This window comes from Pandoraea anhela (assembly GCF_902459655.1).
Lineage (GTDB): Bacteria > Pseudomonadota > Gammaproteobacteria > Burkholderiales > Burkholderiaceae > Pandoraea > Pandoraea anhela.
The window spans coordinates 336000-348417 of sequence record NZ_CABPSB010000001.1 but is presented as its reverse complement, the minus strand read 5'-3'; the positions used below and the strand labels follow the sequence as shown (position 1 = coordinate 348417).

Sequence of the window (12418 nt, the reverse complement as noted above, 5' to 3'; positions counted from 1 at the left end):
GTGGCTTCCTGACGAACGGGGTTACTCGTCCTGCTTGATGTACTTCGCGAGCCAAAGGCTCTGCACGACGATGAACACGACCATGAGGCCCATGCCGCCGAAGAGCTTGAAGTCGACCCACGTGTCGGTGGAGAAGTGATAGGCGATCACCAGATTCAGCACACCCATCGCGAGGAAGAAGAGCGCCCAGCTGAAGTTCACGGCGCGCCAGAGATGCTCGGGCAACGTCATCTGCTTTTCCATCATGGCGCGAATGAGGTTCTTGCCGAACATCAGTTCGGCGACGAACAACGTGACGCCGAAGAGCCAATACAGTGCGGTGGGCTTCCACTTGATGAAGGTTTCGTCGTGCAGCAGCATGGTGGCGCCGCCGAACACCACGATGATCGCCAGACTCACCCATTGCATGGGCTCGACCTTGCGGTGACGGAACCACATCCAGATGACCTGCACGATCGTCGTGACGATCGCGATGCCGGTGGCGACATAGATGCCGGCGAATTTGAAGGCGACGAAAAACAGGATGACCGGTAACAGGTCGAAGAGAAATTTCATGAAGTCTCGGCTTGGGGGCTTCGGGGTTTCCGCGCCCCGGCGCAATACGCCAGGGGGCAAACCCGCATTATATTTCAAAGGCCCGGCCCCGGAATGCGTCGGGTGCGGGCCTTTGTCCGAAAGCCGGGACAGCGGCGCCGGAAGTATCCGGGCGCCGGGAGGGTTATTCCAGGATCTCGATGCGCTTCACATCGATGTCGTTGGCTTTCATCCGGTGCGTATCGACTTCACCGATGATACGCACGCGGGTCTTTTCGGTGATCTGGCGACCCGGGGGCAGGTATTTGTCGTCGAGTTCGATCTCGATGGTGCCGGACGCGTCCTGGAAGGTGTAGTGCTCGGGTTTGAGCTTGTTGATGATGTGCCCGTCGATGACCGCTTCCATGTCCTTCGGTGCTTTGAGCGCTTGTTCGACCGTGGTGGCGCGGGGCATCGCCGCCGGCACGGCGACGCTGCCACCGGCGGTGGCGCCGGCCTGAGGCACGTTGATCTGCGCTTGCGCCGGCGCGCTCAGGAAGCCGCCGCCGGCGAGTAGCGAAGCGGCAAGGGCAAGGGTGAGACGGCGATCCGATTTCTTGGACATGACAGGGACTCCCAGTAAAAAGTCAGGTGGACGCAAGCCTAAAGCCAAAAAATGCCAATGGCCGGTGAAAGACGCGTAGTTCACGTCATTTCACCGTTATTCAGCGGCGTGGCGCCGCAATTTGAAAGCGGACTTCGAAGCTGTCCGCCTGGGGATGAGCGCAAACGGGGATAGCGGTGATCGCTCTCAGTCTTGCGTCGATGTGTCGGACTTGCCTTCCTTGTCCTCGAAACTCAACGACGCCGAGTTGATGCAGTAGCGCAGACCGGTCGGTTGCGGCCCGTCTTCGAAGACGTGCCCGAGATGGGCGTCGCAGTTATGACAACGCACTTCCACGCGCACCATACCATGGCTGTAATCGGCGATTTCGTCGATCTTCGCGCCCTCGATCGGCTTCGAGTAGCTCGGCCAGCCACAGCCCGCGTCGAACTTCTCGGTCGACTCGAACAACGGCGCGCCGCAGCAAACGCAGCGGTAAGTGCCGTCTTTCCAGTGATCCCAGTAACGGCCGGTGAAGGCGCGCTCGGTCGCGGCGTGGCGCGTGATCTGATATTCGACGTCGTCGAGTTGGGCCCGCCATTCGGCGTCGGTTTTTTCCACTTTGCTCATGAGAGTCTCCGGAGGTGGGGCGTCCCCGCAGGGGTCGCCGCGCGACATATGGGGTCAGTGTGCGTTGGACGGTGCAAAGTTGGAGATGATTCCGTATTTTGCAACGGCAGGCAACGCGGTATCGAATGCCGCAGCGAGGGGATAGGGCGCGGGCCGCGGCCCGCACCGTCCGTCTCGCCCGGTCACGTAGATCATGACGAGCAACTGACTTCGAGCTGGCCTGCCCAGTCCGGCGGCAACGCGGCGTAGCGCTCGAACTCGCGTTGTTCGTCGTACGGATGCGAAAGCACCTTGAGCAGCGTCTCGACCTCCGAGAAATCTTTCTCATTGGCGCGCCGGATGGCGATTTCCGCCAGATGGTTGCGCAAGATGTACTTCGGGTTGACGAGACGCATCGCCACGGCGCGCTTTGCGTCGGTGCTGGCCTCATGGCGCAGGCGCGCGCGGTAATCGACGGCCCATGCGTCGAATCCCGGCCGGTCGATGAACATATCGCGCAGCGGGGCGTCGGCGGCGGGGTTGTCGAGCTCAAGCGTGGCCAGCGTGCGGAACCAGTGCGTGAAGTCGACGCGGCCTTCGTGCATCAGCTTGAACAGACGGTTGATGAGCGTTTCGTCATCGGCATGCGACTCGCGCAGGCCGAGTTTGGCGCGCATGCGCAGGTCGATTTCCTCGGCGAAGCGCGTCTTGAAGACCGGCAGCACCGATTGTGCCTGCTCGATGGCCGCTTCGCCCTCGCCGAACAGCGGCAACAACGATTGCGCGAGGCAGAAGAGATTCCAGTATGCGACGTTGGGTTGCGCCTGATAGGCGTAGCGCCCCTGCGTATCGGAGTGATTGCAGATGTGATGCGCATTGAAGCCGTCGAGAAAACCGAACGGACCGTAATCGATCGTCAGTCCGAGAATCGACATATTGTCGGTGTTCATCACCCCGTGGCAGAAGCCGACGGCCTGCCAGTGCGCGACCAGTTCGGCCGTCGCATCGCACACGGCGCTCAGCAGCGCGAGGTAAGGGTTCGCCTCGTCGCGGCAGTGCGGGTAGTGATGATCGATGGTGAAGTCGGCAAGCTGACGCAGCGCTTCGTACTGATCGCCCGCCCAGAAATGCTCGAAGTGCCCGAAGCGGATGAAACTCGGCGACAGGCGCGTCACCACTGCCGCGGTTTCGATGGTTTCGCGTCGCACGGGGGCGTCGGAACCCATCACGCACAGGGCGCGCGTCGTCGGCACGCCGAGGTGGAACATCGCCTCCGAGCCGAGAAATTCGCGGATCGACGAGCGCAGCACGGCGCGCCCGTCGCCCATGCGTGAGTAGGGGGTGAGGCCGCCACCCTTGAGCTGGATCTCCCAGCGTCCGCCGGGGCCCTCTGACTCGCCCAGCAACAATGCGCGACCGTCGCCCAACTGGCCCGCCCACACACCGAACTGGTGACCGGAATAGACGCTCGCGAGCGGGTCGCCGCCGGCCAGCGGGGCATTCCCCGCGAACGTGGCCAGGAATTCCGGATCGCGCGCGGCCTCGGGCGACCAGCCGAGCAGGCGGGCGGCATCGGCGGAAAAGCCGACGAGGTACGGCGCGGGTAAAGGCTGCGGGGGCAGACGCGTGAAGAAGTCGGCGCCCAGCGTCGCAAAGCGATTCGTCAACGATAGCGGTCCGAACGGCTTCAGAGCGGCGGATGCGGCGCAGGGAACAGGGGCGGGTCGGTCGGTGGCCGGCATTGGGGACGTTCCTGATGGTGAACAAACATTCTACTTGAGGTGTCCGTTACTTGCTGCCGGGTTGCGTACACTGGCGAGAGTCGACACGTGCTGCGCCGCACAAGCGATGAGCGTTGACCGGGCGGGCCGGCGCGTCAAGAATGATTTACCACGACGAGCGCGGGTGCACGCATCGCGCTTGTCTGCCCGAAGCATCACAAGAATATGCGCAAGCCAACGCCACCAGCGCAATTCGCGAATTTCCAACGCATCCGACGTTTCCAGTATTTCCGACCGACGTTCTCGACGTTCCCGACGTGCTCGAAGTATCGCCGTAATTCCGGTTGTCCCGACTTTTCTGGAGATTCGACGTATGGCACCACCGCTCCTCGGCCAGATGATGGCCGCGCCGCTCCTGATTTCCTCGCTGCTCACGCATGCTGCGCGTCACCACGGCGATACCGAGATCGTATCGCGCCGTGTCGAAGGCGACATCCATCGCTACACCTGGCGCGACGCCGAGCTGCGTGCGCGTCGGCTCGCGCAAGCGTTGCGCCGTCTGGGGGTTCGCGACGGCGAGCGCGTGGGCACGCTGGCATGGAACGGATACCGTCATCTCGAACTGTATTACGCGGTCTCCGGCATGGGCAGTGTGGTGCATACGGTGAACCCGCGTCTGTTTCCCGAGCAGATCGCCTACATCGTCAGTCACGCCGAAGATCGTTACGTCGCATTCGATATCAACTTCCTGCCGCTGGTGGAGGCCATCGCGCCACAATGCCCCGGCGTGCAGGGCTGGATTGCCATGACCGACCGCGAGCGCGTGCCGGCGTCGAACTTGCCTCTGCTTTGCTACGAAGACCTCGTCGAGGCGGAGGACGGTCGCTTCGAATGGCCGTCGATGGATGAGAACGCGGCGTCCGGGCTTTGCTACACGTCGGGCACCACGGGCAATCCCAAGGGTGTGCTCTATAGCCATCGTTCGACGGTGTTGCACGCGTTCGGCGCGTCGTTGCCGGACGCCATGTGCATGTCCGCCCGCGACGCCGTGCTGCCCGTCGTGCCGATGTTCCACGTGAACGCCTGGGGCCTGCCTTATTCGAGCGCATTGACCGGTGCGAAGCTCGTTTTCCCGGGAAAAGACCTCGACGGCAAGTCGCTCTACGAGCTTTTCGAGGCCGAGGGCGTGACATTCTCGGCAGGCGTGCCGACAGTCTGGCTCGGACTGCTGACCTATGTGAAATCGATCGGCGCGCGCTTTTCCACGCTGGAGCGCACGGTCATCGGCGGGTCGGCCTGCCCGCCGGCCATGCTGCAAGCGTTCGAAAAAGACTACGGCGTTCGCGTCATTCACGCGTGGGGCATGAGCGAGATGTCGCCGCTTGGCACACTGTGCCACCTGCGCAAGCATCATCGCGACCTGCCCGAGCAGGCGCAGCAGCACATCCTCGAAAAGCAGGGAACGGCGATCTATGGCGTCGACCTGAAAATCGTGGGACCGGACGGCGAAGCGCTGCCGTGGGACGGCAAGGCGTTCGGCGACCTCTATGCGCGGGGGCCTTGGGTGCTGGATCGTTACTTCCGCTCGGATACCTCGCCGCTGGTCGACGGCTGGTTCCCCACCGGCGACGTGGCGACGATCGATCCCGAGGGCTACGTCCAGATCACAGACCGCAGCAAGGACGTCATCAAGTCCGGCGGCGAGTGGATCAGTTCCATCGACGTCGAGAATGTCGCCATGGCGCATCCGGACATTCACGAAGCGGCCTGCATCGCGATTCGCCATCCGAAGTGGGAGGAACGGCCGCTGCTGGTCGTGGTGCGAAAACCCGGCTCGACGCTGACACGCGAGGAATTGCTGGCGTTCTATCAGGGGCGAGTCGTGAAATGGTGGATTCCGGACGATGTGGTGTTCGTCGACGAAATTCCGCATACGGCGACCGGCAAGATGCTCAAACTCAAGCTGCGGGAGAAGTTTCGCGACTATGAGGCGACGTCGTGAGGCTTTCGCGGTCGCGTCGGCTTTAGGTGACAGTGTTAGGTGGCAGTAATAGGTGGCCGTATTAGGTGGCGGCATTAGGCGACGGCATTAGGCGACGTTCTCCGGGAGGGGATCGGAAACATCTCATCCCGGGGGCAGACGTCGCCTCAAATCCAGTGCTGACGCCGTTTTTCGCGCGGTCCCGACCGATTTCCGCAGCCTGTCCCCTCTATAATGTCAGCCTGAATTTTCCCCGATGCGGCGCTTGCGCCGCGTCTTTCGTTGGCTTCCCGAAGGAGACGCAGTGCCTCTGCTGAGTGCCACCGCCGGCCTCGTGCTCGTGAACGGTGCGAGCTACGGCTTGCTGCTGTTCATGCTGTCGAGCGGACTCACGCTGATCTTCAGCATGCTGGGCGTGCTGAACTTCGCTCACGCCAGCTTCTATATGCTGGGCGCGTACTTTGCTTATGCACTATCGGCCGCGATCGGTTTCTGGCCGGCGCTGATCGTCGCGCCGCTCGTCGTCGGCGCCGTGGGGGCGGTGTTCGAGCGTGGCGTACTGCGGCGTTTGCGAACGCGTGGCGCGCTGGCGGAACTGCTGGCGACGTTCGGTCTGGCGTATATCGTGGTGGAACTGGTGCAGCTCGCATGGGGCCGCGGTCCGGTCGAGTATGCCGTGCCTGCCGTTTTCGAGGGCGTCCTGATTCGCGTGGCAGGCATTGCCGTGCCCGCCTATCGGTTGTTTCTGATGGGACTCGCCTGCGCCATCGCGTTGCTGGTTTGGGTGGCCTTTCGGGCCACGCGTGCCGGGCTGGTACTGCAAGCGGCACTCTCGCAGCCGGCAATGACGCAAGCGCTCGGCTACGACGTCCCGTCCCTGTACACCGGGGTCTTCGCCTGCGGCGCAGCGCTGGCGGCGCTTGCCGGGGCAGCCGGCGGCAACGTGTTGGTCACTGAGCCCGGTATGGCGGCAACGGTGGGCAGCGTGGTGTTCGTGGTCGTGGTCGTCGGAGGGCTTGGCTCGCTCGGCGGTGCGTTCGCGGCCTCGCTGCTCATCGGGCTGTTGCAAACGTGGGCGGTTACGAGCGATGCGGCACTGGCGCAGTGGTGGTCGCCGGGTGTTTTCGGTCGCGCACTCTCTCCCGTTCTGCATCTGAGTGTTGCGCAACTGGCGCCCGCCGTTCCCTATCTGTTGATGGTCGCGGTCCTGCTGTGGCGGCCGCGCGGCCTTTTTGGCGCGAGGGAGGGGTGATGAGCGAGCTGATGATCGGCGCGCCACGTGTTGTGTCGGCCTCATGGCGCCGACGGGCCGCAGTCTGGATCGCCTTCGCCATGCTGCTTGTCGCAGCGCCGTGGTGTTTTCCCTCCGACGCGGCCCTCACGCTCATGACGCAAATGGGCACCGCCGCTATCCTCGCGCTTTCGTTCAATCTGTTGCTCGGTTCGACGGGCTTGCTGAGTTTCTGTCATGCCACCTATGCGGGTATTGGCGCTTACGCCGCCGTGTGGTGTATGAACCGTATCGGTGTGCAGGGGGTGCCGTTATCGATGGCGCTCGTGCCGTTCGCAGGCGGTTTGGCCGGCGCTGTGGCGGGCGCGACGCTGGGTTACGTCACGACGCGTCGCTCAGGCATGACGTTTGCGATGATCACGCTGGGCGTGGCAGAACTGGTCTGGGTCATGGCCGCGATGTTGCCCGAATGGTTCGGCGGCGAGCGTGGCATCCCGACCGACCGTACTCTTGGCGCATCGTGGTTCGGCGTGACGTTTGCGACGCAACGGGAGGTCTACGGACTGGTCGCGTTGTGGTTGCTGGTCTGCACGGCGGCGATGTATGGCGTCACCCGCACGCCATTGGGATTCCTTGCGCGCGCTGTGCGCGACAACGCTGGGCGCGTCGCCTTTCTGGGGCAATCGCCTGCGGCCGTGCGATACCGCGTGCAGATCATCGCGGCCGCGTTCGCCGGTATCGCGGGGGCGCTGGGCGCGCTGAATTTCGAACTCGTCAGTGCAGACACCTTCAGTCTCGAACGCTCGGGCGTTGTCCTCGTCTTCACGGTGCTGGGCGGCACGGCTTACTTCGCGGGACCCATGCTGGGGGCGGTCGTCGGGGTATTCGCGACGATCGTGCTCGCCACGGTCACACGTGCGTGGCAACTCTATCTGGGGCTGGGGTTTCTCGCTGTCGTGGTATTCGCGCCCGGCGGGATCGCCGGGCTGATCGCGATACATCTGAGGGTATTGCAGCAGGGGCTGGTGCGCGCACTTTGGAAGCCCTATGTCCTTCTGTGTGCCGGCTTGCTGCTCACCGTCGCCGGGCTGGTCGCCATTGTGGAGATGACCTACGGCATTCGCCTTGCGATCGACGGTGTGCCGATGTCCGACGGTCTGCCCCAACGTATGGGGGCGAGCGCGTGGGTGGCGGCGTCGATTACGCTGGCGGTTGGGATTGGCGTCGTGAGGTTTGCGGGGCGTCATTTGCGCCGCAGGGCGGCCAGCGCCGGTTTCATGGCTGAGGCGCGGCGATGATCGAGACAATAAGCGCGACGATGAGCGCGACGATGAGCGCTGCGTCGATGACGGCCGGGGCGTCCGTACAGGCCTTGAGCGTACGTGGTGTGCGCAAGTCGTTCGGGCGGGCCGAGGTGCTGGCCGGTGTCGATCTGACGCTTGCGCCCGGTGAGCGCCTGGCGATCATCGGTCCGAACGGTGCCGGCAAAAGTACGTTGTTCGACGTGATCACGGGGCGCACCCGTCCGGACAGGGGGCGTGTGCTGATGTATGCCCGCGACGTCACGGGGCGCGCGCCGCACGTCATCAGCCGACTGGGACTGTCACGCAGCTTTCAGACGTCGCAATTGTTCGGCCAGATGAGTGTGATCGACCATTTGCGCTGTGCGGGACTGTGGCCGAGTGGTCATCGCTATACGTTCTGGCGTCATATGCGCGGCCTTGACGATGTCACCCGGCGCAGCGAGGCATGGCTTGGGCGTCTCGGGCTGGAGGCGCGTCGCGACGTGCCTGCCGGGGCGCTGAGTTATGCAGAGCAACGCGTGCTGGAGATCGGTTTGTGTGCGGCGTCGGCAGGCAGCGTCATGTTGCTCGACGAACCCACGGCAGGCATGAGCCAGTCGGAATCGGCACGCATGATCGAACTGATCGCCGAACTGAGCCGCGGGCGCTCGCTGCTCATGATCGAGCATGACATGCACGTTGTGTTCTCGCTGGCCGACCGGATCGCGGTATTGGCGCGAGGCGCCGTCATCGCCTGCGATACGCCGGCCCGTATCCGCACGCATCCGGACGTTCGCATGGCGTATCTCGGTGAATTCGCAGATCGGTTCGATAAGGCAGGTGCGGGGGACGAGCGCGATGCTTGAACTGATCGATGTCAAAGCGGGATACGGCGGCAGTCGCGTGCTGCATGGGGTGACGATGCACGTCGCCCCGGGGGAAATCGTCGCCGTGCTCGGGCGTAATGGGGCGGGTCGCTCCACGCTAGCCCGAGCCATCGTGGGGCAACTGCCCCGGGAGGGCGAGATCCGTTGGCGGGGTCAATCGCTCGTTTCGCTCGCGTCTCATCAGATTGCGAGAATGGGTGTCGGCTACGTGCCCGAGACGCGTGATGTGTTCGGGCCGCTGACGGTCCTCCAGAATTTGCAACTCGGGCTTCGGGCCAAGAAAACGCGGCGTTCGCATGGCGAACCGGCGCGGGGGCTGACCCTGACGCAGGCCTTCGAGCGTTTTGAGGAGTTGGCGCCGCGTCGCGACGCACCCGCCGGGTCGCTATCGGGGGGCGAACAGCAATTGCTTTCGCTATGCCGGGCGATGATGGCCGGGCCCGATCTGCTGATCGTCGATGAACCGACCGAAGGACTGGCGCCGCGTGTCGTGGCAAGAATCGGCCGGATCCTGACGGATTTGCGGGCGACCGGCGTGGCCATCCTGCTCATTGAGCAGAAGCTGTCGCTGGCGCTCAGCTGCGCGCAACGCGTTGCCGTCATGGGGCGGGGATCCCTGGTTTTCGAAGGCACGCCGGACGCCCTGTCGGCCGCGCCGGAGATCCGTCGCGAATGGCTCGAGGTCTAGCGCTGCGCTAGAATCGAACGATCGTCTTGCCGCAGTCTGCGTGCTCGCGGCGCCCCAACGACGTCAACAATATAAGGAAAGAGACAAGGATGAGCACGGCTTATGAGGTTCGTGACGGCGTGGCCGTCATCACACTGGACAATCCTCCCGTCAATGGATTGGGACATGCCACGCGCGCGGGGATTGCGCAGGGACTGACGCAAGCTCAGGCGGATGCGCAGGTACGCGCGATTGTGCTGATCGGTGCGGGAAAAGCGTTCTCCGGTGGGGCCGACATCCGTGAATTCAATACGCCCAAGGCGACGCAAAGCCCGTTGCTCGTCGACGTAATCCACGCGCTCGATGCCTGTACCAAGCCGGTCGTGGCCGCAGTGCATGCCGTTGCGATGGGCGGCGGACTCGAACTGGCGCTGGCATGTCATTACCGGGTGGGATTGCCGGGTGCACAGATCGCGCTGCCCGAGGTGAAGCTGGGCCTGTTGCCCGGCGCAGGCGGCACACAACGTCTGCCTCGCGCCATCGGTATCGTGCGGGCGCTCGATATGGTGGTGACGGGGCGCGTGGTGAAGTCCGAAACGCTCGTCGGCACCCTGTTTGCGAAGCTGCTCGACGGCAGTCATGACGATCTGCTGAGCGGCGCGATCGCGTTTGCCAATGCCGTCGCGGCGAAGGGAGGGGCATTGCCTCGATTGCGCGACGTTGCGATCGACGACGCCGATGGCGCCGCGCAGGCCGCCATCGATGCGGCGCGAGACAAGGTGCAGCGTGAACAGCCGCATTTCCCCGCGCCGCACAAATGCGTGGCGGCGCTCGAGGCCGCACTGCAACGTCCGTTCGACGACGGGGTGAAGTTCGAGCGCGAGTGCTTTGTCGCGCTGGTGAGCTCTCCGGAGTCGAAGGCCTTGCGTCATGCGTTCCTGGGCGAGCGCGCTGCCGCGAAGATCGCCGATGTTCCCGACGATACGCCGGTGCGCCCCGTCGAGCGTGTGGCCGTCATCGGTGCAGGCACCATGGGCGCCGGGATCGCCATGACGTTCGCGAATGCCGGAATGCCCGTCACGCTGGTCGATACGACCGAAGCGGCGCTCGCGCGGGGTATCGAAGCGATGCGCAGCAATTACGGTCGTGCCGTTACGCGAGGCAAACTCTCGGCCGAGGAGGCGGAAAAGCGTCTCGGTCGTGTTCACGGCAGCACCGATTTTGCTGCCGTGGCCGACGCCGATCTGATCGTCGAAGCGGTGTTCGAAGACATGACCGTCAAGCAGGTTGTGTTCCGGGAACTGGACAAGGTGGCGAAGGAGGGCGCCATTCTGGCGTCGAACACCTCGACGCTGAACCTCGACGCGCTGGCAGACATCACCTCGCGTGCGCAGGACGTCGTCGGCATGCACTTCTTCAGCCCGGCGAACGTCATGCGGTTGCTGGAAGTCGTGCGTGGCGCTCGCACGGGTAAAGACGTGCTGGCGACGGTGATGAAACTGGCCAAGCGTATCGGCAAGCTCGCCGTGGTGGCGCGCGTGTGCGACGGGTTCATCGGCAATCGGATGCTCGAACCATACTTCAAGCAGTCGCAATGGATGGTCGAGCAGGGCGCGACGCCGGCGCAGGTCGATGCCGCCATCGAGCGTTTCGGTTTCGCAATGGGGCCGTTCCGTACGAGCGACCTGGCCGGAAACGACGTCAGTTGGGCGATTCGCAAGCGCCGTCATGCCGAACACCCTGGCATTGTGTATCCCAAGATCGCCGACGTGCTGTGCGAGGCGGGACGGTACGGTCAGAAGACCCACGCCGGATGGTATGACTATGCCGAAGGCGATCGCACGCCGCGTGAATCGGCCAAGGTCGCGCAAATGGTCGATGACTATCGGCAGGCGAAAGGCATTACGCCTCGCGTGTTCACCGACGACGAGATCGTCGACCGGCTGATTTACGCGCTCGTGAACGAAGGGGCGAAAGTGCTTGCCGATGGCACGGCGGCGCGTGCGTCGGACATCGACATGGTGTATCTGAACGGGTACGGATTCCCGCTGTGGCGTGGCGGTCCGATGTTGTACGCGGATACGGTGGGGCTCGACAAGGTGTTGGCGCGTGTGCAGGCCTTTGAGGCGGATGTGCATGGCGAGGATTGGGTCCCGGCGGCGCGGCTCGTCGAGCTGGCGCAGGCGGGCAAGCGTTTCAACGGTTGATGCCGCAAGTCATGAAACGTGAACGATGAACGACGGGAGAACGACATGAAACCAATGGACGAAGTACTGCTCGTGATCGACGTGCAGAACGACTTCATGCCCGGTGGCGCGCTGGCGGTGCCTCATGGCGATGAGGTGGTGCCCGCGATCAACGCGTTGGCGAGCCAGTTCTCCCATGTGGTCGTGACGCAGGACTGGCATCCGGCCGCACACGTGTCGTTCGCCGGAAATCATCCCGGAAGACAACCGTTCGACACGATTACGTTGCCATATGGCGAGCAGGTCTTGTGGCCGGCGCACTGTGTGCAGGATACGCACGGCGCCGCGGTACATGCGGATCTGCACATACCGCATGCACAGGCGGTGGTGCGCAAAGGGTATCAAACCAATGTCGACAGTTACTCGGCGTTTCTCGAGGCGGATCGCAAAACGCCGACGGGACTTGCCGGATATCTACGTGACAAGGCCGTGCGACGCGTGCACTGTGTCGGCCTCGCCACGGATTTTTGCGTTACCTGGAGTGCGCTCGACGCCAAGGCGGCAGGATTCGACGTGTGCGTCATCGAGCACGCGTGTCGGGCGATCGATCTGAACGGCTCGCTGGCGAAGGCGTGGGCGTCGCTGGACGCCGCAAGTGTCGCGCGCGTGTAGTGGTTTGCCGGGCACGACGTCATTATCGATGGAAAAGACGCAGCGCATCAGGCGGTGCGTCGTG

The 12418-nt window shown here is 63.8% G+C and carries 11 protein-coding genes; 7 read left to right on the top strand and 4 right to left on the bottom strand.

The genetic code is table 11. From position 1 onward, the window contains the following. Positions 1-21: 21 nt before the first annotated feature. The 4 genes from PAN31108_RS01470 to PAN31108_RS01455 all read right to left on the bottom strand — a co-directional run bounded on the left by PAN31108_RS01470 (position 22) and on the right by PAN31108_RS01455 (position 3468). The gene (locus tag PAN31108_RS01470; protein ID WP_150667125.1) at positions 22-555 is read right to left on the bottom strand and encodes a septation protein A; all 534 of its coding nucleotides are present in this window, start codon (positions 553-555) and stop codon (positions 22-24) included. Positions 556-718: 163 nt separating this feature from the next. Beyond that, entirely contained in the window at positions 719-1138 is a 420-nt protein-coding gene (locus tag PAN31108_RS01465; RefSeq protein ID WP_150667124.1) for a YgiW/YdeI family stress tolerance OB fold protein, read from the bottom strand. A gap of 186 nt (positions 1139-1324) precedes the next feature. Continuing rightward, positions 1325-1747 (bottom strand): peptide-methionine (R)-S-oxide reductase MsrB, encoded by a 423-nt coding sequence (msrB, locus tag PAN31108_RS01460; protein WP_150667123.1) that lies wholly within the window; start codon positions 1745-1747, stop codon positions 1325-1327. A gap of 191 nt (positions 1748-1938) precedes the next feature. Then, positions 1939-3468 carry a protein adenylyltransferase SelO gene (locus PAN31108_RS01455; protein WP_150667122.1) on the bottom strand — a complete coding sequence of 510 codons (1530 nt, stop codon included), beginning with the start codon at positions 3466-3468 and terminating at the stop codon, positions 1939-1941. 352 nt (positions 3469-3820) lie between these two features. Here PAN31108_RS01455 and PAN31108_RS01450 point away from each other — a divergent pair, with 352 nt between their 5' ends. From PAN31108_RS01450 to pncA, 7 genes are all read left to right on the top strand, one after another. Beyond that, complete coding sequence (locus tag PAN31108_RS01450; protein WP_150667121.1) at positions 3821-5449, top strand: 3-(methylthio)propionyl-CoA ligase; 1629 nt, start codon at positions 3821-3823, stop codon at positions 5447-5449. Between the two features lie 283 nt (positions 5450-5732). Then, positions 5733-6680 (top strand): branched-chain amino acid ABC transporter permease, encoded by a 948-nt coding sequence (locus PAN31108_RS01445; protein ID WP_281350019.1) that lies wholly within the window; start codon positions 5733-5735, stop codon positions 6678-6680. Further along, complete coding sequence (locus tag PAN31108_RS01440) at positions 6680-7957, top strand: branched-chain amino acid ABC transporter permease (protein ID WP_150667119.1); 1278 nt, start codon at positions 6680-6682, stop codon at positions 7955-7957. Before PAN31108_RS01445 ends, PAN31108_RS01440 begins: the two co-directional genes overlap by 1 nt. A 20-nt stretch (positions 7958-7977) precedes the next feature. Continuing rightward, positions 7978-8808, top strand: a complete 831-nt coding sequence (locus tag PAN31108_RS01435) for an ABC transporter ATP-binding protein (RefSeq protein ID WP_370819556.1) — start codon at positions 7978-7980, stop codon at positions 8806-8808. Continuing rightward, positions 8801-9517, top strand: coding sequence for an ABC transporter ATP-binding protein (locus PAN31108_RS01430; protein WP_150667118.1), 717 nt, complete (start codon positions 8801-8803; stop codon positions 9515-9517). The genes PAN31108_RS01435 and PAN31108_RS01430 overlap by 8 nt, the downstream gene beginning before the upstream one ends. Positions 9518-9606: 89 nt before the next feature. Continuing rightward, positions 9607-11703, top strand: coding sequence for a 3-hydroxyacyl-CoA dehydrogenase NAD-binding domain-containing protein (locus tag PAN31108_RS01425; RefSeq protein WP_150667117.1), 2097 nt, complete (start codon positions 9607-9609; stop codon positions 11701-11703). Between the two features lie 45 nt (positions 11704-11748). After that, positions 11749-12354, top strand: a complete 606-nt coding sequence (gene pncA, locus PAN31108_RS01420) for a bifunctional nicotinamidase/pyrazinamidase (protein WP_150667116.1) — start codon at positions 11749-11751, stop codon at positions 12352-12354. The last annotated feature ends 64 nt before the right edge of the window (positions 12355-12418 follow it).